This is a genomic window from Oleiharenicola lentus (genome assembly GCF_051660365.1).
GTDB lineage: Bacteria > Verrucomicrobiota > Verrucomicrobiia > Opitutales > Opitutaceae > Lacunisphaera > Lacunisphaera lenta_A.
The window spans coordinates 854,731-878,130 of sequence record NZ_JBOZXB010000002.1 but is presented as its reverse complement, the minus strand read 5'-3'; the positions used below and the strand labels follow the sequence as shown (position 1 = coordinate 878,130).

Sequence of the window (23,400 nt, the reverse complement as noted above, 5' to 3'; positions counted from 1 at the left end):
GAAACCACGAATGCACACGAATGCACGCGAGCGGTGCAGGAGATTTTTCTATTCGTGGTCATTCGTGTCTATTCGTGGTTGATGGATTCAGCCCAGTTTTGAGGCTTGAGAAAAACGTCGTAGAGTCGCGCTTCGGGCGTGCCGGGTTCGGGTTGCCAGTTGTAGCGCCAGGTCACCAGTGGCGGCAGCGACATCAAAATCGATTCCGTGCGACCGCCGCTTTGCAGGCCGAAGTGCGTGCCGCGATCCCATACGAGATTGAACTCCACGTAGCGCCCGCGGCGATAGAGTTGAAAATCGCGCTCGCGTTCACCGAACGGCAGGGCGCGGCGTTTTTCGAGAATCGGCCAATACGCCGTGAGGAACGCATCGCCGACACTGCGCATCAGGGCGAAACTTTTTTCGAAACCCGGTTCGTTGTAGTCATCGAAAAAGATGCCGCCAACGCCGCGTGGTTCACCCCGGTGCTTCAGGAAAAAGTAGTCGTCGCACCATTTCTTGAACTTTGGAAAAAGGGTTTCCCCAAACGGAGCGCACGCAGCGCGCGCCGTGCGATGCCAGTGCACCGCATCTTCCTCGAAGCCGTAATAGGGAGTGAGGTCGAAGCCGCCGCCGAACCACCAGATCGCGCGCTCGCCTTCGCCCGCGATGAAAAAACGCACGTTCATATGCGTGGTCGGCACGTATGGATTGCGCGGATGAATCACCAGTGAAACACCGACGGCGTGAAAGGATTTACCGGCCAGCTCCGGCCGCGACGCGGTCGCCGAAGCGGGCAGGGTTGCTCCACTTACATGCGAGAAGCCCACGCCGGCTTTCTCAAACACCGCGCCATCGCTTAGCACGCGGGAACGGCCGCCGCCACCTTCTGCGCGTGTCCAAAGATCTTCGGCGAATTTGCCGCCATCCGCTGCTTCCAAGGCCGCGCAAATCCGGTCCTGCAACGAAAGCAGGTAGGTGCGGACAGCGTGGAGATCGGGCGGCATAAGTTGAGCTGGACAAGGAAACGCGGCTCTTTGCCTGTCGCAACCACTTAAGTCCATGGTGCAAGGGTAGCAGCACCCGTTACGAGGGTGATAAAAGTTCAGCGCACCCCTTGACGACTTTGGTAGAGTCCGGGTTCGACACGCACCTGCACCCTGGTTTCCTTCTCGTTCCGCACCACGCATGAATTCCGCCGTTCTCACCACCATCGCTCTTACGGGATTCACCGTGGCGTTTTTTCATGCGGCCATTCCCACGCACTGGCTGCCGTTTGTGCTGGTTTCGAAGACGCGTAAATGGAGCCATGCTAAAACGCTCGCAGTTTCGTCGTTCGCCGGTCTCGGGCATGTCGCGCTCACGAGTTTGCTTGGGCTCGGCATTGCGTGGTTTGGGTTTCAATTAGACGAGCGGGCCGAAGAACTTTTCCCGAAAGTCGCCGGCTCGGTGCTGCTGGCAATCGGTGCGTTCTATTTCTGGCGCCAACTCAGCGGGCGTGGCGTGTTGCACCATCACGCGCCAGGCAGCCATCACGAAGCGAGCGAGCACTGCGGTCATGGCCATGGCGGACACAGTCATTGGGACGAGGAATTGAAAGGCACGAAACTCATGTCGCTCAAGGCAGGCGACTGGCCAGTAATCAGCGGTTTGTTTTTGATGCTCACGCTTTCCCCGTGCGAAGGGTTTTTGCCCGTTTATCTTTCCGGCGTGCAGTTTGGCTGGCGCGGGTTCGTGGTGCTGAGCTTGATCCTGGCGGTCGGCACCCTCGCGGGGATGCTGCTCTTCACCTGGCTCACGCTGATCGGCATGGACAAACTTCCGATTCAAAAACTCGAGCGCTACGAAGCCGCGTTGCTCGGGGCGATTTTTTCGGTGCTCGGGTTGCTGGTATTTTTCGTGGAGCACGGGCACGATGGCCACGTGCATTGAGGAAAAGTGAGTGGGTAGGGGCGGTTATCCTCAACCGCCCTGTTCGTTCTCGCACCTTTGTCTTTCCCTCGCGCTGAAGCGCGTGCTTACTGCTGCAAAGCGTCGATGAACGAATCCGGACATTCTTCCGCAACTCCTGAGCATGCACCGAAAACTCCGAGCGGGAATGTGCGGCTCTGGTGGTTGTTGCCGGCGTTGGTGATCGCGGTGTTCGCGGCGTATCAGCCGGTGTGGACGGCCGGTTTCATTTGGGACGACGACGGCCACATGACGCCGCGTCTGCTGCGTTCGCTGCGCGGGTTGTGGGCGATTTGGTTTATTCCCGGAGCCGCGCAGCAATACTATCCACTCACGCACAGTGTTTTTTGGGTGATGAATCGTTTGTTCGGGCAGGATCCGACGGCATATCATTTGCTCAACATCGCGTTGCATGCCGCGAATGCGCTGCTGGTGTTCGCCGTTTTGACGCGGTTGCGTGTGCGGTGCGCAGCGCTGGCGGCGGTGGTTTTTGCGCTGCATCCGGTGATGGTGGAATCAGTCGCGTGGATTTCGGAAATTAAAAACACTTTGTCCGCGCTCTTCTATTTGAGCGCGCTGTGGGTTTACTTGCGCTATGCCGAAGAAAAACGGCGCGGCGACTACCTGTTGGCCTTCCTGCTTTTTTTCTGCGCGTTGCTCTCGAAAACGGTGACGGCTTCGCTGCCGGCGGCGTTGTTAGTGATCTTCTGGTGGCAGCGCGGGCGTCTTTCCTGGCGGCGTGAGGTGGAGCCGCTGATTCCGTTTTTTGCAGCGGGGATCATCATGGGACTGTTCACGGCATGCGTGGAGAAATACCAGATCGGCGCGAGTGGCTCCGATTTCGAATACACCCTGGTCGAGCGTTGTTTGATCGCTGGGCGCGTGGTGTGGTTCTACGCCGGCAAACTCGTGTGGCCGGTCGATCTCGTTTTTGTCTATCCGCGCTGGCACATCAGCCAGAGCGAGGCGGTGCAATACCTCTGGCCGCTCGCGGCAATGATCGCCGTCGCGGGCTTGTGCTGGCTGGCGCGTCGCCGGCGCGGGCCGCTGGCGGCCGCGCTGTTTTTCGGAGGCACGCTGTTTCCCGCGCTTGGCTTTGTGGATGTGTTTCCGTTTCAATATTCGTTCGTTGCCGACCATTTCCAATACCTCGCGTCGCTCGGCGTGATCGTGTTGCTGGCGGCAGGGGTGAGCGAATTGTTGCGTGCGCCCAGACTGGTTTTTGCGGCCGGCGTGGTGCTCGCGGGAGTGTATGGGACGATCTCCTTTAAACTAAGTCGCAGCTACGACGATGAAGTCGCGCTCTACACGCACACGCTTGAAGTAAATCCGCACGCCGCGCTTGCGCACCTGAATCTGGCGAATTTTTACGTTAAGGTGGACGAGGACGAAACCGGGCTGAGACATTACCAGCAGGCCAATGCGCTTCGCCCGGGCGATCCGAAAATTCTTTCCAACCTCGGGGTTATTTCCGGGAAACTTAAAAAATATCCCGAGGCGATCGGTTACTTTGAGGAAGCGCTGGAGATCTTACCGTCGCTACCGGAGGCGCGGGTTGGGCTGGCGAATGTCTTTATCCAGCAAGGAGACCTTCGCCGCGCTGCCGCGCAACTGCGCATGGCGCTTGCCGTGAGTCCCTACAATGCGCGGTCGCGGTCGACCTTGGGGAAACTCTGGATCGACCTCGGCTATGAGCAACAAGGGTTGCGCGAACTCCGGATCGCCCGCCGTCTCGACCCGCTCAATGTCACGATCGAGCGCTTGTTAGACGACGCGGAATCGCGATTGAACGCAAAATGAGGCGCGTGAAATACCCCGCAGAAAAGCGGACGCGTTTCCGGAAACCATTTCGTAGTAGCGCAGCGCGGTGCTGCGATCCGTGACGCGCCCAACTTCTTTAAACCCGCAGTTGGCGTAAAATTCGCCTGCTCCTGCGGTAGGATGGTCGAAGGCATTCGAAAAAATCGCACCAGCCTCGGCGCGGCGCGCGAGTTTCAGCGCTTCATCGAGGCAGGCCCGACCGTAGCCGCGACGTTGAAACTCGGGCGCTACGCAGAGCGCAGTGAGATAAAGTGGCTTTTCCACGGGGGTGAAAAATTTCAGATCGAGCGCCCACGGTTTTTTCGTGGCGAGTTTGAGCGACGCAATCACTTCGTCGCGGCGCAATGCGGCGTAGAGTTTGGCGTTCCGGAGATCGGAAAGCACGCCGGCGGTGGTGTGATGCACAGTCCACGGGCCGCGGCCGTGATTGAAGGTGAGGTGGTCGGAAATCGCGTTGCGCAATGCAGCGATGGCTTCCGCGTCTTCAGCGGTGGCGAGCGATAATTTTATCGCCGCCATGTCAGGACGATGGCGCGTCTTTGGTGCGCAAATAATAGAGATAAAGTTCTTCCACTTTCGCGCGTGCCCACGGCGTGCGGCGTAGGAAGACCAAACTCGATTTGACGCTCGGGTCGTGGTTGAAGCAGCGGATGTCGATGCGCTGGCCGAGTTCGGGCCAGCCGTAATGTTGCGAGAGTTGCGTGACAATCGCTTCGAGCGTGACGCCATGCAGCGGGTCTTTGGACGGAGATTGGTTCATGGCGAAGCGGAGAAGTGGCGCGCGATTTGTTCGCGGCGGTAGTTGAAGATGCGTTCCAACGTGGGTCGAACCCAGAATCGATGCACAAGGTCGCCGATCGGGCCAAACGAGAGTGCGTAGGTCACATGGTCAGTCATTTCCACGCCGCCATCTTTCGGGGCGAAGTGATGTTCATGATACCACAATTTATACGGACCCGCGCGCTGCTCATCCACGAAGTAAGTGTTCGCGCGCACGTGGCGAATTTCCGTGAGCCAGCGAACGCGGATGCCCGGCGCGATGCGGATCCGATAAGCGATTAACTGGCCGGCGTGCATCGGACCGGGTTTGCCGAGCGTTTCGAAATGCAACTCAGGTGGCGTGAGTGCATTCAGATTACTCGGCGTCGCGAAGTAACCCCAGACGCGTTCCGGCGAGGCGGGAATAAATTGAGTGCGATGAAGCGTGTGCACCATCGGCTTATTTTGATTTTCGCGACGCGGCTTTCTTGTCAGCGATCTCGCGGGCTTTTTTTGCGGCGTCGAGGTAGCGCTGGCGAATCTCGTTGAGTTCGTCCTCCTCGAGTTCTTCGAGATCGAGCAACGCGTTGTCCGCGGTGTCGAGTTTGTGAATCAACTCATCGAGTTTGATCTGCAGCGCCTCACTGTCGCGGTTCTGGCTGTTCTGGATAAGGAACACCATGAGGAAGGTGACGATCGTGGTGGTCGTGTTGATCACGAGTTGCCACGTGTCCGTGAAACCAAAAAGCGGGCCGCTCGCCGCCCACGCGACGATCAAGGCAACCGAGCAGCCAAACGTCACCGGTTTGCCGGCGTAGCACGCCGCCTTGCGCGCGAAACGGCTAAACCACGAACTGTGCCGGGTAACGATGCCGTGGCCTCGACGGTGACGGGGCGAATGTGACATAATGAACGGGCGTGTTTAAGGAATACTCAACAGCTGCTCGACCGTGGCCTCCGGCAGAAACCATTGGGGGTTATGATCGGCCTCCATCTGGACAACGGGCCAGCCACGTTCCTTGGCTCGGAGCGATTGCGCGTAGAAGTCGTCCTGTTCGGCGGTTTTGCCTTTGTCGACGGTGAGAATGTAGCTGGCGTGAACCTTTTTCGCCGCGGGATTTTTTAATTCAATCGGGTCGGTGAATGTTTTCAGCGGGTGCGGAACGTCGCGCGGGTAGGGCTTGTCGGCCTTGACCCAGAAAGGAATCACGAAGCCGTCTTTCGCCATTTTTTCGATGGGCATATCGGGGCGCGCGCCGCGCACACTCATCGCACTCTCGCCGTCGGAAGGAACCATCGCATCGAGGTAGATCACGCGCTTAATCCGCTCCGGCGCGCGGTCGACCACGCCTGTGACCACCATGCCGCCGTAGCTGTGCCCGACGAGAATCACGTCGGTGAGATTTTCGAAGCGGAGGAAATTCACGATGTCCTCGATGTGCGTCGCGAGGCCGATGTCGCGTGTGGCGAGGTGCGAACGCTCGCCCAATCCTGTGAGCGTCGGGCGCCACACTTGATAGCCGCGTGCTTCGAGCAGTGGCTGCACTTTTTTGAACTGCCAGCCGCCGCCCCACGCGCCGTGCACGAATACGATGACTGGTTTTGACGGGGCAGCATCGGCGGCATGCAGCGAACTGAAGAGGGCGACGCACAGGGAGAGGAGTAAGAGGCGGAGTTTCATAAAAGATGAGGCGATGCCTCTGACAGGTGACCGTGGGCGAGGGTTCGCGCAATTCGCATTTTTCAAGCGCAGCCCATCAAGGTTGAGCGATCCGACCGCAGGGCGCTACGTTAACGACAAAAGCGCACCGAGATCAGCGCGTTCCGCTGCGGTCGTTTTTCAGAGCAGTCGACGCCCGGCTGCGTGCGCGGCGATGAGTCGTGCAAGGCGCGCTTGTTGGGTTGCGGCTTGCTTCGCACTCGCGACCCAATCGGTCTGCCGGCGGCGATAACCGGGCGGGCTCGCTTCCCAATGTTTCCAGGCGGCCTTGGCAGCTCGGAAGTTTTTTTCGAGCGCGGTCGGAAATTTTTCAATTAACGATGCCGGCGTGGCCTGTTCGTAACGGTAGATGCCCGTCTTGCCCGTCGTGCGGGCTTCGAATGCTTTCACGCCGGCGGAATGCATTTTGCCGGCGGCGGTGAGGCGGGCGACGTGAGCGACGTTGATGTTGCTCCACGTGCTGCCGGCGCGACGCGGCGTGAACCGGTGCATGTAGCTTTCCGGTCCGAGACTTTTCATCACGCCGTCGATCCAGCCGAAGCAGAGCGCTTCATCGACCGCTTCCTGCCAGGTGAGCCCGCCTTTGCCGGAGGTCTTTTTGTAGAAGCCTACGAAAAATTCTGTGCTCGTTGCGTGGTTCGCTTCCAGCCACTCCCGAAACAAAGCCTGCGTCTTGAAAAAACTTGGCTTCATGCCACGGAATCGGCGGGCAATTCCACGACGAAGAGCGAGCCGCGCCCGCTTGGCGAGGGCTCCACGCGAATCGTGCCGCCGTGCAGGCGGACAAGTTCGTGCGCGATGGATAATCCGAGCCCCGTCGACGATTCACCGCCGGTGGGTTTGGCGCGCAACTGCGCGAAAGGTTGAAAGAGTCGCGCGATTTCGTCGGGCGTGATGCCGGGGCCTTGGTCGAGCACCATGAGCAACACGTGGTCGTCGACGCGCCGCACGCTGACATCGACGGTCGCGCCCACTGGCGAGTATTTCAGCGCGTTGCTGATCAAGTTCGTCGCGATCTGCTGGAGCTTGGTGGCGTCGCCGTTCAGTTGCGCGCTGCCGCCGGATGCCGGAGAAAAATTCAAAATCTGTCGTTTGGCCTTCGCGCGAACGGCGAAATGTCCGGTGGACGCGCGCACAATCTCGGACATGTCGACCGTTGTTCGATTGAGTTTGATGCCGCCGCTCTCCAGCGCGGTCGCATCGAGCAAATCCTGCGCAAATGCCACCACGAGTTCGGTCTGATGCGCGATGAGATCGAGGCGTTCATCGTGGCGATCGGCGGGTTGCTCTTCGCGCATTTCGTCAGTCAGCGAAATCACACTGCTCAACGGGCTGCGAATATCATGGGACACGATGCCGATGAGGCGCGATTTGAGCACGTTGGCTTGTTCGGCCGCTTCTTTCGCAGCGACGGTTTCAGCGTGGATGCGACGTTCTGCGGCGATCTTCAGACGCTGGCGGCTGACGATTGCCGCCACGCCTGCGCCGCCCACCAATAACAGTGCGAGCAAGCCGCCACGCTGCCATCGCGCGATGCTCGTTTCCGAAGCCGACGCGTGGATCTCCGCCTTTTGCCGTAAGATTTCCGCTTCCTTCACTTTGAGTTCCGCCGCTTGCAACGCGCGTTCTCGATCCAGTCGCTCAATGGCTTTTTCTTTTTGTTCAAGCTCCATGCGCTTCTCAAACTCCGACGCGCGGATGCGGGCCTGTTCGCCGGCAAATTGATCGCGCCCGCGGGCGGCGAGGCGTTCGGCGGCGAGGGCTTCACCGTAGGATTTTTTCGCTTCGTGCACCAACGCGAGCTCGGTGTAAACGAGGTTGAGGAGATCGTTTCCACCGATGGATTTGGCGCGGCTGCTCGCATCGACGATGCGCACGAGGGCCTCGTCCGTGCGACCGAGTTTGCGGAGCACGCCGGCGACTTGCGCGAGCGAGCGCACTTGGCCGCGGCGGTCGTCGAGGTCGACGCGGATCGCGAGCCCGCGTTCTTGAAACTTGAGCGCTTCCTCGAGGGAACCCGCGCGCTCGGCGACGTCGCCGAGATTGGTCAGCGAGCCCGCGGCGTCCCAGAGGTAGCCGTTGGCTTCACGGTAGCCGAGCACCTCCTCGTGGATTTCCCTCGCGCGCTTGAGGTTGCCCTCGGCCATATACATGTTGCCCAGGTTATTCATCGCCGCCACGCGGAGCGGTTGGTCGTTGGCGCGCTCGGCAAATTTCAACGCCAGTTCCGTATGCTCGCGCTGCTTCTGAATGTTTTTTAGCTGATAAAAAATCGTGCCGATCACGCGATGTCCGATGGAACGCAGGCGGTCGTCGTCGAATTTATCCGCGGCGGCGAGCAACCGCTGGCCGTAGTCGAAACCCGCCGTCGATTCGCCCATCAGCCAGCTCGCATAAAGCGCAGCCTTCAGAAACTCAGCCTCGTCGCGGGGACGATGGGCGGCTTCGGCGATCGCAAGTCCGTTGCGCGCTTCGGCGATGGCGTCGACCAGCTTGGAAGTGGTGTAGAATTCGGCGTAACGGGCGGCGCTGGCCTTGATGGCCTTGCTATAGTCCGCCGGAGCATCGTTGCCGTGCGGGACATCCGGGAGGTGAGACAGCACACGTTTCGACTTTTTCGCTGCGACAACCGGCTGCTGCGTCAGCTTCGGCTCGCCGGGCAGCGTCTGCGTCCATCCACTCAGGCCGAGAGCCATCCATCCGGCCACCATCAACCCCACGCGGTAGGTTCGGCGGTGGAAGAGGGCGGAGGAAATCTTAACCATTGAAGTGATTCGAATGACAAAATCAGCCGCACGATGCAATCACTCGCTAGGTCGGTGACGACCCTGACGGCAACTCGTCTGCGGCTGAGTTAGTCGCGACTGCTGCACGTTCCACGCCATATTTCTCGGGGGAATCCCGCCGAGCGAGAAAATGGTTTTGGCGCAAGTAGGGCGCGTCGTCTCGACGAGCCCGAGCCGCGGCTTATCCGGAGGATTCTCCCTACCGATAATGAGAATACCACCTCATGGATTCGCCTCACGGTTGTCGTCAAAAAACGACAGACGCGAGCGATTGAACTTCGGTCACCCTCAACCCGAGCGGGCTTCAAGGGTGTTTTTTAGATTCCGTGCAAGCAGCGCCGCAGCGGTCGCAACGACGCTCGACGCGACAATCATGAAGAAGCACATGGAAATCGCCCCCGTCCGGTCTTCTTGGTCGCCCATCCTCATGATGAACCCCACTCCGCCCGTCACGAAAACAATGAGAGCCAGCGCACACCATTTGATGGCGCGTAAAGCATCCACGGTCACGCGCGAGAATTTCCCGGTTTGCCGCACGTGCCCGAACAGCCCGAATGCCCGGTAGAGTGCCACGAAAAACGGAATCGAACCCGCATAAGCATACGCGAGGAGAGGATCGTTGAAATAAATCTCGAAGGTCGTCGCGTGAGCATTGCGACCTTCGAAGTGAGGTTCACCAAGCATCAGGGCGAGGGTGCCGAGGGCGATGACCACCACGGCGATCTGAAACAAGAATGCGGAGCTATTTTTCATAGTGAGATCAATGGACGCTAGAATGACTCCCCCTAGTGAAGCGCATATGAAGCGGCGATGAATTCCGCGTGAATTCAGCCGGGAATGCGATGCGCGGATGGCATTTCGTCCAATCGGTCAGTCTCTTCTTCCGCACCGCCTGCAAAATTACCACGCCACCTGCAGCAAGGCCCGGCTCACTTCGAGGTTAGTGGTTCGAAGTTCAGTGCTCGCTGTTTCCTCAGCGATCAGTCCGCGCGCATCGCGGTGATGGGGTTAATGCTCGCAGCGCGGCGGGCGGGGAGCCAGCACGCGAGTGACGCCGTGGCGAGCAGTGCGCCGGTCACAGCGAGCGCGGTGATTGGTTCAGCGGCCGGTAGCGCGGGAATCAGTGTGCTCAACAGCGACGCGACCCACCACACGCCCACTAATCCGAGCACGATCCCCAGCGCGGCGAGGCGCAGGCCTTGTCCCAACACGAGTCGCAGCACGTCGCGGATTTCCGCGCCGAGCGCCATGCGAATGCCGATTTCCGTCGTGCGTTGGGCGACGTAGCCGGAGATGACCCCGTAGAGTCCGATGGCGGCGAGGCCAAGTCCGAGCAGCGCGAACGCGGTGAGAATCCAACCGATGAGCGTGTAGTTGGCCGTGTTGAGTTCGACCACTTGCAGCGCGGGCATGATGTTGTTGATCGTGGCTTCCGGGGAAGCCTCGGCGACGGTGCGGCGCAACGTTGCCGCGAGCGCGGCAGGCTCCAATTCGCTGCGGAGGGCGATCGAAAGACTGTTGTCGGTTTCGCGTGTGAGCAGGCGGTAGGTTTGAAATCGCTTGCCGGGATTTTCGAGGCTGGAGGCGAATTTCAAATCGCGCACGACGCCGATCACTTCCTGCCATTCAGTCGGGCGGTTAGGATGGGCGATGCGTTTGCCGATGGCGCTTTCGTTGGGCCAATATTTGCGCGCCATCGATTCGCCGATGACGGTGCGCATCGGGCCAGTAAGATCAGAGGAATTAAACGCGCGGCCGTCGATCAGTGTGATGCCGAGGGTGTCGAAGTAAGTGGGCGCAACGAGATTCACATCGCGCATCGGCTCACTGCCGGCGACGAGCGCGGGCTGGCCTTCGACAATAAAACGCTGGCCCCAACCGAATCCGTAGAAAGGCAACGTGCGCGAGAGGCTGACTTTTTCCACGCCGGGCAAGGCCTCGAGTTTGGGCTGCAAGCGTTCGTAAAATGAAACGAGCTCGGCCTCGGTCGTGGCGGCGGGGAGGCGCAGGTTCGCGGTAAGCAAGCCGGCGGGTTGCCAGCCGTGGTCGCGCATGAAGAAACGGTCCAACCCGCGAATGAAAAATCCCGCGCCGGACAGCAGCACGAGCGCGAGGGCGACTTCGACCACGATCAAGCCGTGGCGCAACCGATGATGTGTGGCGCTGGTGGAGCCGCGCGTGCCTTGTTTGAGCGCGTCGTTCACGTCAGTGCGCGAGGCGAGCAGGGCCGGCAGCAACCCGAACGAAATCGCGGCGAACGAGGCGGCCGCGACGGCGAATCCGATGATGCGCCAATCGAGTTTTAATTCCATCGGCTGATCCGCGACCATCAGATGCGTCCCGAGCGCGGCGTTGCCCCACGTGGCGATCAATAAGCCCAGCGCGCCACCGACGGCGGCGAGCACGATGCTCTCGGCGAGCGACTGGCGGATGAGTCGGAAACGCGTGGCCCCCAGTGCGGCGCGAATCGCGTGTTCGCGGGCGCGGATGACGTTGCGCGCGAAGAGCAGGTTGGCGAGATTCACGCACGCGATGAGCAAGACGCAGCCGGCGAGACTCATCGCAAACAGTGAAAGGGTGCGTGTTTTTCCATCCTGCATAGAACGCAGAAACGGCGCGACATTCACGCCGGCCTGCGCGTTGGTCTGCGGATGAAGCCGGGCGATCTCGGCCGCGAGTGCGCTGAGTTCAGCAAACGCTTCGACCGAGGTCGCGTGCGGTTGGAGCCGGCCGATCACGGAAAGCCAGTGGCCGCCGCGATCTCTGAGCGTCTCGTCGCTGAAGGCGAGGGGCCGCCACGTGGAAACATTTTCCCACACGAGCCGGTCTTCGACGCCCGCCGGCATCACGCCGACCACGCTCACGAGTTCGCCATCGATGCGGACCTGCTGGCCGATCACTTCAGGATTCGCGGCGAAACGCTGACGCCAGAACGGCTCGCTCAACACGATCACTTTTTCTTGGCCGGCGCGGTCGTCTTCCGGAGTGAGCGCACGGCCCAACAACGGTTGCACGCCAAGCGTGGTGAAAAAATTTCCGCTGACCAACAAGCCGGGCACGAGCTCGGCCGGCTGGCCCGCGTGCGCAAAATTGCTGAGGCCTTTTGAAATCGCGGTGAGCTGGCTGAAGGTTTTTGCCTGCGCTTGAAAGTCGATGAAGTTGGCGGCGGATTGCGGCCCGAGTTGCGAGGAAGGCGTCGTGCGATAGATCCGCAACAAGCGATCAGGTTCGAAGTAGCTCGGCCGGTGCAACAGCAGCGCGTTGAGCACGCTGAACATCGAGGTGTTGGCGCCGATGCCGAGGGCAAGCGTGATCAGCGCAATGAGGGTGAACGCGGGCGTCTTGAGCAACGAGCGGAGGGCGAAGCGGAAATCGTTCATGAGGGAGGAGCGGAAAAATTATTCAGTGCGAATTGCGACGAGCGGGTTGATGCGCGCAGCGCGGCGCGCGGGCAGCCAGCAAGCGATGAGGCCGGTGATTGCGAGCACGCCCGTCAGGGCGAAATACGTGGGCGGATCGCTCGGGCTGATTTCGTAAAGCAGGCTCGCCATTAATTGCGTGAGACCGAGCGCGGAAATTAAACCAATGCCGATGCCCAGGGCGACGAGCATCAACCCCTGGCGACTCACGAGGCGCATCACGTCTTTCTCGGACGCACCGAGCGCCATGCGCACGCCGATCTCGGCGGTGCGCTGCGTGACGGAATAGGCCATCACGCCGTAAACGCCGAGGGCGGCGAGAAACAATGCGCCGAGCCCGAACGCGCCGAACGCCTGACTGAAAAACCGGCGAGCCCAATAAGCGGTGTCCTGGATGTATTCCATCGTGTGCAAATGATAGATCGGAATGTTGGGCTGCACGGAGAGCACCGCTTTCTGGATCGCTTTGCCGTAAGAAGCCGGATCGCCGGTCACGCGGAGCGCGTAGTTGACGAAATTATTTTCGCTCTGATCGATCGAGTAATACAGGCCGCCAATCTCGTAAGGCTCGTCGAGTTTTTGAGGAACGTTGCCGACCACGCCGACGATTTCGGCCCACTTGCGATCGGGGTCACTGTAGAGGCCGAGGCTCACGCGTTTGCCGATGGGATTGGCGCCATTCATCCACCGGTCGACGAAACGCTGGTCAACGAGCGCGACGATCGGCTTGTCGCGCGTGTCGGTTTCGTTGAACTCGCGCCCGCGCAACAGCGGAATTCGCATCGCCTTGAGGTAGCCGTGCGTGACGGCGTGAAAGACTGCGTGCGGCGCGTCCACTAAGTTTTTGGGCATCGGTTCGCCTTCGAGCAGGAATGCAGTTCGATCATTGCCATTGCTCGGAAGCACGTGCGTCGCACCGGCCGCGACCACGCCGGGCATCGCCTCGAGCGTGGGAGTCAATTTGTCGAAGAACGCCCGGATTTGCGCTTTATCTTTATATTGAGTGGGTGGCAGGCCGACACGGAAGGTGATAACGTTTTTCGGATCAAACCCGGGGGGCGTGGATTGGAGTTTGAGGAAACTCCGCACGAAAAGCCCGGCGCCAATCAACAGCACCGACGACAGCGCGATCTGCGCCACGACGAGCGATTGGCGGAAAATCCGGGCGTTGCGACTGCTCGTGACGGAGCGACTGCCTTCGCGGAGGTCGACGGAAGCGCTGCGGGAAATTTGCAATGCCGGCAACAACCCGAAAATCAGCGCCGAGATAATCGCTGCGCCAAAGGCGAATGAGAAAACGCGCCAGTCGAATCCAAACGTCATCCAGAAGGCGATCTGCGCTGGGGGCACGCCGGCAAATAAAATGCTGTCCGCCCACGTGGCGACCAACAGGCCGAACGCTCCGCCCAGTGCGCCGAGCAAAAGACTTTCCGTCAGCACTTGTCGCATGATGCGACCCCGCGTGGCGCCGACGGAAATGCGAATCGCAATTTCATGCGACCGCCCTGCCGCGCGCGCGAGCATGAGGTTGGCGACGTTGGCACACGCGATTAGTAAAACGATAATCGACGCGCCGAGCATCAGCCTCATGAGTTCGCTGACGTCTTCCGTGGCTTCTTCGCGCACGAGGCGCACGGCGAGGGTTTTGCCTTCGTTGGTGTCTTTGTAAGTGAGGGCGAGTTGCGCCGCGAGCGTGGCAATTTCTGCCTTCGCTTCGTCGAGCGTGACGCCCGGACGAAGCCGCGCCCAGCCGGGGAAATCGTGTGAGCCGCGCTCCTTGTCTTCGTTCTCGTAGATAAACGGCACCCACATTTCGCTGGTGTCGGGAAACGTGAACCCGGGCGGCATGACGCCGATGATGGTGTGCATCGCTCCGTTGACTTCGACGGTCTGGCCGACGACTTCGTCCTTGCCGGCGAACCGTTGTTTCCAAAGCGCATGGCCGATGATCGCGACGCGAGGCGCATCCGCTTTGCCCTCCGCCTCGGTAAAAAGCCGGCCGCGATGCGGCGTGACTCCGAGCATGGCCAAGCCTTCCACGGAAATTGACGAACCTAACACGCGTTGCGGATCCGCGCCCGCAAAGATCATCGTGCGATCCATCGTGGTGGTCGCGCCTTCGAGCGTCTTTGACTGCTTTCGGATATCGAGAAAATCAGGCAGCGAGAGTTCGTAGTAATCGTCCGGTTTATCGATTTGTTGCGAGTTGAGAAACACGAGCCGGTGTTCGTCTTTCAAGTGCGGCAGCGGACGGAGCAGAATTCCCGCAAAGGCGTTGAACACCGAGGTGGACAAACCGATGCCGAAGCCCAACGCCACGATCGCCGCGGCCGTGAAGCCGGGGCTTTTTATCAGCAAACGAAGGGCGAAACGCAGGTCGTGGAGCATTGAGTGGGCTTTCTATTCAGCGCGCAGCGCTTCGGTCGGACTGATCCGGGTGGCGCGTCGCGCTGGCAGCCAGCTGGCAATGAGCCCGATTGCGATGAGCAAGGCGGTGACTGCCACCAAACTCAGCGGATCGCGCGGCGAGACTCCATAAACTACACTCTTCAAAACTTGCGCGAGCGCGAGGCAACCGACCAAGCCAATCCCCAAACCGTAAGCAGCGAGCTTGAGGCCTTGGCCGATCATGAGCTGGCTGACGTTTTTAGACGTGGCACCGAGCGCCATGCGGATGCCGACTTCTCGCGTGCGTTGCGCGACGATGTAACTGAGCACGCCGTAGAGCCCGATGGCGGCGAGGAACAGTGCGAGCGCGGCAAACACCGAGAGCAGCGTCAGCATGATGCGCTGGTTGGTGACGGTGCCGTCAAAAACTTCGTCCATCGTGCGCACGGAGAAAATGGGCAGCGTCGACTCAAGTTCGCGCATCGTGTTGCGAATTGCGGTGGTGAGTGCGGCGGGCTCGAGGGTTGTGCGCAGAACGAAGCTTACGGTTCCCGGAGTTAACTGACGGTAGGAATAGTAAAGCTGCACGCGCGAATCTTCGCCGATGCCGTAGTTTTCAACGTGACCGACCACGCCGATGATCGTCGAGAAGACGCGCTGGTTGGGTGGCCCCATCGCAATGCGTTTACCGATCGGATCCTGTCCGACGAAATGCGTTTCAGCGAACTTGGCGTCGATGATGCACACGCGCGGGTCGTCCGCTTTTTCGCGGTCGGTGAACGCGGTGCCACGCAGCATGGGAATGCGCATCGTGTCGAAATACCTACCGCTCGCGGCGTTGTTCTCCGTGGAAAAACCCTGGCCGGGAGCTGGCTCGGGTTGGCCTTCGGGCGTGAAAAAAGTTTGGTTGCCGTTGCCGGAAAGCGGCAGCGGATTCGTGAGTGCGACGTGCGAGACGCCGGGGAGGGCACTGAGTTTTTCCAGCGCGCGGTCGAGGAGTTGGGTGCGCTTGGAAGCATCGGCCCAATCGCGGCCCGGCATCGAATAACTGAAGCTCAGCACATGATCCGTTTTCAATCCGGTGTCGGCGCGGTAGAGATTGAAGATGGTGCGAATCATCAGTCCGGAGGCGAAAAGCAGGATTAAGGTCAGCGCAAATTCGCCCGAAACCAGCACGGAGCGCCAGCGGGCGTTAACGTGACCGCCGCCCGAACGCGTGCCGGCGGCGAGTGCTTCATTGAGATTCACCTTCGAACTCGTGATGGCGGGCACCAGGCCGAAAAGCAGCGTGATGCCCACGCCACCGAGGACGGAGAAAAGAAATACATTCATGTCCATCTCGACTTGGTGGCCGAAGGCTGAGTTGGCGGGGATGAGCGTCTTGATGCCTTTCATCGTCGCGTCGCCGACGAGCAAGCCGATGCCGGTGCCGGCGAGTCCGAGCAGAAAACTTTCCGCGAGCACCAGACGCACCAGCCGCCAGCGGCTCGCGCCGATTGCGGCACGCACGGCGAATTCGCGCCCGCGCACGGCGGCGCGCGCGAGCAGGAGATTGGCCACGTTGGCACACGCGATCAGGAACACGCAGCACGCGGCGGCAAAGCTCACCCAGACAGCGGAGCGCTGCTGGCCGACGGCGCGGTCGACGAGCGTCATCATGGAGATCGACGTGCCGGTGTTGCTTTGCGGGTATTCGGTTTCGAGTTGTTTCGCAATGGCCGTGAGGTCGGTGCGGGCGCTTTCGAAGGTGACGCCGGGGCTCAAGCGCCCGATGCAATAGAGGCCCGGGTGGTTGCCGCGCTCCATGTTTTGCGCCGCGAAAAGTCCGAAGGGAATCCACACATCGGGGCGGCCTTGCGGCATCTGGAAGTGCGCGGGCATCACCCCGATGATCGTATAAATTTCGCCACTGAGCGTGAGCTTCTGGTCGAGAATATCAGGCGAGCCGCCGAGCGTGTTTTGCCAAAAACGTTCGCTGATGAGCAACGTGCGCGCGGCGCCGGGTTTGTCTTCGTCGGCTGTGAACCAGCGACCGAGTTTTGGAGTGACGCCCAGCGCGGGCCACACGTCGGCGGAAAACTGCGCACCCACCACCCGTTGCGTTTCGCTCGTGCCGATGTAGTTGAAGCTCTGCGTGCGAAATGTGCCAAAGTGCGCGAAGCTTTTTTGGCGGTCGCGCCAATCGAGAAAGTTCGGATAGGACACCGACATGTTCGGCACCTGTTTCGAATATTCGCCGACATAGACGAGTTCCTCGACGTTGGGCAGCGGCAGCGGCTTGACGAGAATGGCGTTGAGAAAGCTGAAAACGCCGGAGTTGGCCCCGATGCCCAGGGCCAGCGTGAGCACGGCGACAAGCGTGAAGCCGGGAGTTTTGAGCAGCGAGCGCAGGGCGTGGTTGAGGTCAGCGAGCATGGGGGAGGTTTGGGTTGAGTTCGCTGTCAGCAGTGGGAGGAATTAAAATCTTTCTCTTTCGTCAGGTGAATTGGTTGCGATGGGAGAAGGAGAGACGGCAAAACTTCGAGAGAAAGATTAAGAGAGAGAGGAAAGAGAAAGATTCCTATTCCGCGCGCAGGGCGAGCAGCGGATTCACACGGGCGGCGCGGAAGGCGGGGATGAGCGAAGCGGCGAGGGCGGTCACCACGAGTGCGAATGCGGCGACCAAATAGCTGAGCACATCTGTCGCCGGCGTCGCGTAGAGCACGCTGGAAAGCAGGCGTGACGCCGCCAACGCGATGACGAGACCAATGACGATCCCGAGTCCGGCCAGCCGCGCACCTTGACCGAGGACGAGGCGTAACACGTCGGTGGTCTGCGCGCCAATGGCGATGCGGATGCCCACTTCGCGCGTGCGTTGTTGGACGACGAATGCGATCACGCCGTAAGTGCCAAGCGCGGCGAGCAGCAGCGCGGAACCGGCGAATCCGCTGAGCAACGCGATGAGCGTGCGCTCTTGTTGCAGGCTGGCGGCGCGAATTTCGTCCATGGGCCTGATTTGAAAAATTGGCACGCTGGGATCGATCTTTTTGACGGTCTCGCGGAGCGCGGCGACCAAAGGCGCCAGCTCCCCGGTCGTGCGCACGACCAGCGATTGCGGCCCGTAAGTGAAACGGTTGATCGACATGTAGAATGCCGGAATCGATTCCATGCCGAGTTGCTGGCTGCGCACGTCGCCCACGACGCCGATGACGGTGAAGATGCCGTTGATGCGTTTGATCTGGCGACCGATGGGATCATCGTTGCCCCAGAGCGTGCGCGCGAGGGACGCGGAGATCACCATGGCGTTGCGCGCTTCGTTGCGCGTGAGCTTACGGAAATCCTGTCCGCGCAGCAGCGGGATTTGCATGGCGCTGAAGTAATCGCCGTGAATCAACCGCCAGCTCGCTTGCACGGGCTGGTCGTTCGCCACGGCGGATGGGCCGACCGCGAAGATTTCGTTTTGGGTGTTGCCGGAAGTGAGCGGCAGCCGGCTGATCGATCCCACGTGCGTGACTCCGGGTAAAGCGGCGACGTCGCGCTCCACTGCGTCGTAAAACGGCACCGTATTGCGCGTCGGTCGCAGGGCGAGCGTGAGCACTTGGGTGGAATTGAAACCCGGATCGACCCGAATCAAACGCCAGAAACTGCGAGCCAACAGCACAGCGCCAATCAGCAGCACGAGCGAGAGCGAGATTTGCAGCACGACGAGCGAGTCGCGCATGCCGGAACGCGATCCGGCGCGCGAGGAGCGGGTTTTTAATACTTCCTGCGGGTCAGTGCGGGCGGCTTTCAGGGCGGGGCCAACTCCGGCGAGTAAACCGGTGAGCAAGGTTGCGACGCACGCGACTGCCAGCACGCGCCAGTCCAAGGAAATTTCTCCAGCGCGGGGCAGCGGGAGCGAGCGCACGGCGGCGACGAGCCAGTAGGCAAGTAGCAAACCCGCCACACCACCGATCGCCGTGATCGACAGACTTTCCGCCACGAAGCCGCGCACGATCCGCGGACGGCTGGCACCGAGAGCGGCCCGCACGGCGGTTTCGTGGGCGCGGGCTGACGCGCGCACCAACATGAGGTTGGAGAGATTCGCGCAGGCGATCAGCAGCAATACGCCGACCGCACCGAGCAGCACATAAATGCCGGTGCGCACGCTGGCGCTGACGATTTCGCGTTCCAGCGGCACGACGGTCGTGCTCCAACCGTGGTCGGCTTTGGGCAGTTCGCGTTCGATTTGTTTAGCAATGGCCTGCAGTTCGAGGTTGGCCTGTTCCAGTGTGACGCCTGCCTTGAGGCGACCGTAAACGTCGAGGTAATGATCCATCCGTTCCTCCTTGGCTGCGTCGGCAGCGAGCGGCACCAACACATCGAATTGAATCGGCAGCACGGATTCGGATCCGGTTACGCCCACGATGGTGTAAACCGTTCCGTCCAGTGTGAGGGTTTTGCCGAGCGCGCTGGCCGTGCCACCGAGTCGACGTTTCGCGAACGCATCCGAAATGATCGCGAGTTTTTCGCCGCCCGGACGGTCGGCCTCGATCGGGAAATTATTTCCTAGGACGGGCAGCCGGCCGAACGTGGTCAGAAAATTTGCCGTGACGGCACCGACCTGCACGAGTTCCGGATCACCGCCTTCCGTCAGATTCATCGTGCGACCGGTGTAGGCCGCGAGCGATTCCCAGGTGCGATTGCGATTCGTCCAATCCACGTAGTTTGGCACCGAAATGGCGAACTGCGGGAGATTGCGCTCCAGGTGCGTTTCATACACCACGGCGAGCCGATCAGGATCCGGCAGCGCAATGGGACGGAGCACGAGTGCGTTGACGATGCTGAACATCGCCGCTGTCGCGCCGATGCCCAGTGCGACAATGACGACGGCCACGACAGAAAAACCGGGCGACTTGGCCAAGGAGCGGAGTGCGTGTTTTAGATCGGAGATCATGGTGAAAGGAGTGAGCAGCGCGTAGCGGAAAGTGAGTCGTTTTTTTTTAAACCTTTCCTCTTTCTCTTAATCTTTCTCTTTCGTCAGGCCGGCTCGGTGAGCAGTAACTTTTTTGGAGAAAGAGTAAGAGAAAGAGGAAAGAGAAAAATTTACTCGGAGCGCAGGGCGATCGCCGGATCCACTTTGGCGGCGCGGCGCGCGGGGATCAGGCAAGCGAGTAACGCCACGGCGGCGAGGATCGTGGGCACGATGAAGAACACCGTCGGGTCGTAAGCGGAGACCGTGAACAAAAGTTGTCGCAGCAGTTGCGCGGAGAGCAGCGAGCCGCCGAGGCCCAAGGCCAATCCGATGAAGACCAGCAGGACACTCTCCTTCAGAACGAGGCGCAACACGTCACGCGTGCTCGCGCCAAGCGCGGTGCGAATGCCGAATTCGCGCGTGCGTTGGGCCACACTGTAGGCAACGAGTCCGTAAAGACCGACGGCAGCGAGCACGAGCGCGATGCCGGCGAAGATACCGAACAACATTAAGTAGAGGCGCGGTTGCGTCGTGGTGTTGGCGACGAGGTGTTCGACCGTGTTGACCGAGCCGATCGCCTGGTCGGGATCGACGCTCCAAATCGCGCGTTGCACCGCTTGGGAAACGCTTTCGGGGAGCACGGCTGTTTTCACGAGCAGCGTCGCGAAGGCCGGCGGGCGTTGCAGCACAGGACGATAAATTTGCAGCGGGACTACGTTTTGGCCGAGGCCGTTGCGCGCGACATCGCCGACGACGCCGACGATTTCGAAGCGCGTCGTTTGTTTCGGATCGGTGGTTTTTAAGAAACGTCCAATGGGATTTTCGGTGCCGAAAAAAGTTTTCGCGGTGGCAGCACTGATGACGACGACGGGGCGGCCTTTCGCGTTGTCGGCTTCGGAGAAAGTGCGTCCGCCAATCAACGGAATCGTGGTGGCTTTAAAGAAATCGACGCTGACTGAATCGTAGAATGCGGACGGCGCGTTCTGGTCGTTGACGAGACTCTGGCCGTCGGGAATGAGCGTGATCGGAATGCCCCACGTGAACGGCAGCGTTTGGGTAAAGCCGGCGGCGACCACGCCCGGCACGGTGCTGACTGCTTGTTCAGTGCGGACGTAGAAACTGCGGCGCGCTTCCGAGTCAGTGACAGGGTAACGTTTTTCCGAGAGCGAGAGGCCGATCGCGAGCACCTGTTCGGTGCGCATACCGGGATTTTGTTTTAAGATTGATGTGAAGCTGCGTCCGAGCAGCGCTGCGCCCACAAGGAGAATCAGAGCGAGCGCGATTTCCACCACGACGAGGCCCGAGCGAATCCGGCGCGAAGTCGGGCCTGCTGAGCCGCGTCCGGCGGAATCTTTGAGGACTTCGCTGGCATCGGCGCGAGACGCGCTCCACGCGGGCGCGAGCCCGAAGGCGACACCGGTCGTGAGGGTGAGCGCTAACGAGGCGAGCATCACGGGCATATCGAGCGTGATTTCTTGCGCGCGCGGCAACCAGCCATCGCCGACGACGTAGATGATCGAGGCAATGCCGTAGTTGGCGAGCACCACACCGAGCGAGCCGCCGAGCAGGGCGAGCGCCAGGCTCTCGGTGAGCGTCTGCAGGATGAGATGTTTGCGCGATGCGCCGATGGCGGCGCGCACGGCGAACTCTTTGCGGCGGCTCATGGCGCGCACGATGGCGAGCCCGGCGACGTTGGCGCAGGTGATCAGCAGCACACAAGCGACCGCGCCCAACACGATGAACAATCCGGTGCGATAACTGCCGACACTGAGCGTTTGCAAGTCGTCGGAGCGCAGCGTCCAGCCCTGGTAATTTTCAGGAAAAGTTTTTTCGAGCTGGCTCCCGTAAGCGGCGAGTTCGGCGTTGGCCTGTTCACGTGTAACTCCGGTTTTCAAGCGGGCGAACCCTGCCCAATAACGTGCGCTGCGATTTTGCGTTTCAGAACCGTCCATCGGCATCGGGCGCCAGATAGCCGCATTCCCCCACGGGTCACTGAACGAATCGGGCATCACGCCGATCACGGTGTGCGCGACATCGTCGAGCATGATGGTCTCGCCGATGATATCCTCGCGCGCGGCAAACTGGCTGCGCCAGATCTTGGCGCTTAAAATCGCAATCGGCGCGCCACCTGAACGGGTTTCGGCGCGATTCCAGGTGCGGCCATGGAGCGGTTGCACGCCCCAGAGTTTAAAGTAATCCTCGCTCGCTTTGACTTCGGTCAACAGCGCGGGAGAGGCGGTCTTGGTAAGATTGACGTAGTAGTATTGCTGCGCGGCAATCGTCTCGAACGATTTCAAATCGCGGTGCAAATCCATGAATGTCGCCGGCGCGAGCGATGAGTCACCTTGCTCACGATGGTTCGACTGGATCTGCACCAGTTGGCGCGAGTCCTGATAGTCGAGCGGCTTGAGCAGCAGCGCGTTGACTACTGAAAAAATCGCCGTCGATGCGCCGATGCCGAGCGCGAGAATCAAAATGGCGGCGGCGGAAAACCCGGGAGCTTTGCCCAGCGAGCGAAACGCGTAGCGGACTTCGGTAATCATAAGTGCGTAGAATCACCGCCGCCATCCGGAGGCCGGCAGGATGACCACCGACGGTTCCCGAACAGCTGCGAATGACGGAGGTGAAAAGATCAGTGTGTAACTAGCGAACTGGCAAAACCGGCGAATCGAATGTGGCGTTCGACGCGCGGGGGAAGAACTGAAAGATGAAGCGGCCTGAAAATCTTTCTTCTTTCTCTTACTCTTTCTCTTTCGCCAGGCGGTGAAACGGCTGGAGAGAAAGAGTAAAGAGAAAGAGTCAGAGGAGGATTTTAACTTAGTGCGAACCGGCTTCCACTTGTTCTTCGACAACGCGGCCGTCGAAGACGTGAATGGTGCGGCCGGCGTGGCGGGCGAAACGGGTGTCGTGGGTCACCATGACAATCGTCGAGCCGGCGCGGTGCAGCGAGTGGAGGAGTTCCATGACGGCGTCGCCGTTCTTGGAGTCCAAGTTACCGGTCGGTTCGTCAGCGAGGAGCACGGCCGGGTGGCCGGCGAGCGCACGCGCGACGGCGACGCGCTGTTGTTGACCGCCGGAGAGCTGCGACGGGAGATGCTTTGCGCGGTGGCCCATGCCGACTTTTTCGAGGGCTTCGGTCACACGGGTTTTGCGCTCGCTTGCGGGCATGCCGCGGTAGGTGAGCGGAAGCTCGACGTTTTCGTAAACCGTCAGATCACCGATGAGATTGAACGATTGGAAAATGAATCCGATCTCGCGATTACGGATGCGCGCGCGCTCGGGGAGCGTGAGACCCTGCACCGGGCGGCCGTTGAGGATGTAGCTACCATCGGTCGGCGTATCGAGGAGGCCGAGGATGGAGAGGAGTGTGGACTTGCCGCAACCGGACGGGCCGGCGATGGAAACGTATTCGCCTTTTCGGATATCCATGTGGATGCCGGAGAGCGCGTGGGTTTCTACTTCGTCGGTCAGGAAGACTTTGGTGACGCCTTCGAGTTTGATGAGGGACGGATTTTCGGTGGTCATGTTTGTGGGGACAGTTGAGTTGAGCGGAGTGTGTATAAGTAACCCGTGAAAGGGGGCGGAAGTTACAGGGATTTTCGGGAGATTTTTTTTACCACGGATTGGACGGATCTTGGCGGATTG

The 23,400-nt window shown here is 60.4% G+C and carries 17 protein-coding genes; 2 read left to right on the top strand and 15 right to left on the bottom strand.

Annotation, left to right across the window (positions count from 1 at the left end):
• Positions 1-68 precede the first annotated feature (68 nt).
• A complete protein-coding gene (gene hemF, locus ACRRQW_RS18600) occupies positions 69-986 on the bottom strand; it encodes an oxygen-dependent coproporphyrinogen oxidase (protein WP_438483123.1) in 918 nt (305 codons plus the stop codon).
• Between the two features lie 181 nt (positions 987-1,167).
• Between hemF and ACRRQW_RS18595 the strand changes: the two genes are divergently transcribed.
• Entirely contained in the window at positions 1,168-1,911 is a 744-nt protein-coding gene (locus ACRRQW_RS18595) for a hypothetical protein (protein ID WP_438483122.1), read from the top strand.
• A gap of 57 nt (positions 1,912-1,968) precedes the next feature.
• Entirely contained in the window at positions 1,969-3,729 is a 1,761-nt protein-coding gene (locus ACRRQW_RS18590) for a tetratricopeptide repeat protein (protein WP_438483121.1), read from the top strand.
• Here ACRRQW_RS18590 and ACRRQW_RS18585 read toward each other — a convergent pair.
• From ACRRQW_RS18585 to ACRRQW_RS18520, 14 genes are all read right to left on the bottom strand, one after another.
• Positions 3,694-4,269, bottom strand: a complete 576-nt coding sequence (locus ACRRQW_RS18585; RefSeq protein ID WP_438483120.1) for a GNAT family N-acetyltransferase — start codon at positions 4,267-4,269, stop codon at positions 3,694-3,696. The genes ACRRQW_RS18590 and ACRRQW_RS18585 overlap by 36 nt on opposite strands.
• A gap of 1 nt (position 4,270) precedes the next feature.
• Complete coding sequence (locus ACRRQW_RS18580; RefSeq protein WP_438483119.1) at positions 4,271-4,510, bottom strand: VF530 family DNA-binding protein; 240 nt, start codon at positions 4,508-4,510, stop codon at positions 4,271-4,273.
• The gene (locus ACRRQW_RS18575; RefSeq protein WP_438483118.1) at positions 4,507-4,965 is read right to left on the bottom strand and encodes an SRPBCC family protein; all 459 of its coding nucleotides are present in this window, start codon (positions 4,963-4,965) and stop codon (positions 4,507-4,509) included. The genes ACRRQW_RS18580 and ACRRQW_RS18575 overlap by 4 nt, the downstream gene beginning before the upstream one ends.
• A 4-nt stretch (positions 4,966-4,969) precedes the next feature.
• Positions 4,970-5,416: a low affinity iron permease family protein gene (locus ACRRQW_RS18570; protein WP_438483117.1), complete on the bottom strand. Its 447-nt coding sequence runs from the start codon at positions 5,414-5,416 to the stop codon at positions 4,970-4,972.
• Positions 5,417-5,431: 15 nt separating this feature from the next.
• Positions 5,432-6,190, bottom strand: coding sequence for an alpha/beta hydrolase (locus ACRRQW_RS18565; protein WP_438483116.1), 759 nt, complete (start codon positions 6,188-6,190; stop codon positions 5,432-5,434).
• Positions 6,191-6,349: 159 nt separating this feature from the next.
• Entirely contained in the window at positions 6,350-6,922 is a 573-nt protein-coding gene (locus tag ACRRQW_RS18560) for a YdeI/OmpD-associated family protein (RefSeq protein ID WP_438483115.1), read from the bottom strand.
• Positions 6,919-8,994: an ATP-binding protein gene (locus ACRRQW_RS18555; protein ID WP_438483114.1), complete on the bottom strand. Its 2,076-nt coding sequence runs from the start codon at positions 8,992-8,994 to the stop codon at positions 6,919-6,921. The genes ACRRQW_RS18560 and ACRRQW_RS18555 overlap by 4 nt, the downstream gene beginning before the upstream one ends.
• A 309-nt stretch (positions 8,995-9,303) precedes the next feature.
• Positions 9,304-9,768 (bottom strand): DUF2975 domain-containing protein, encoded by a 465-nt coding sequence (locus ACRRQW_RS18550; protein ID WP_438483113.1) that lies wholly within the window; start codon positions 9,766-9,768, stop codon positions 9,304-9,306.
• Between the two features lie 227 nt (positions 9,769-9,995).
• Positions 9,996-12,395 (bottom strand): ABC transporter permease, encoded by a 2,400-nt coding sequence (locus tag ACRRQW_RS18545; protein ID WP_438483112.1) that lies wholly within the window; start codon positions 12,393-12,395, stop codon positions 9,996-9,998.
• 18 nt (positions 12,396-12,413) lie between these two features.
• Entirely contained in the window at positions 12,414-14,822 is a 2,409-nt protein-coding gene (locus tag ACRRQW_RS18540) for an ABC transporter permease (protein ID WP_438483111.1), read from the bottom strand.
• 12 nt (positions 14,823-14,834) lie between these two features.
• A complete protein-coding gene (locus ACRRQW_RS18535) occupies positions 14,835-17,237 on the bottom strand; it encodes an ABC transporter permease (protein ID WP_438483110.1) in 2,403 nt (800 codons plus the stop codon).
• Between the two features lie 145 nt (positions 17,238-17,382).
• Complete coding sequence (locus ACRRQW_RS18530) at positions 17,383-19,737, bottom strand: ABC transporter permease (protein ID WP_438483109.1); 2,355 nt, start codon at positions 19,735-19,737, stop codon at positions 17,383-17,385.
• Positions 19,738-19,886: 149 nt separating this feature from the next.
• Positions 19,887-22,298 carry an ABC transporter permease gene (locus ACRRQW_RS18525; protein WP_438483108.1) on the bottom strand — a complete coding sequence of 804 codons (2,412 nt, stop codon included), beginning with the start codon at positions 22,296-22,298 and terminating at the stop codon, positions 19,887-19,889.
• Between the two features lie 274 nt (positions 22,299-22,572).
• Positions 22,573-23,280, bottom strand: a complete 708-nt coding sequence (locus ACRRQW_RS18520) for an ABC transporter ATP-binding protein (RefSeq protein WP_438483107.1) — start codon at positions 23,278-23,280, stop codon at positions 22,573-22,575.
• Positions 23,281-23,400: the final 120 nt, after the last annotated feature.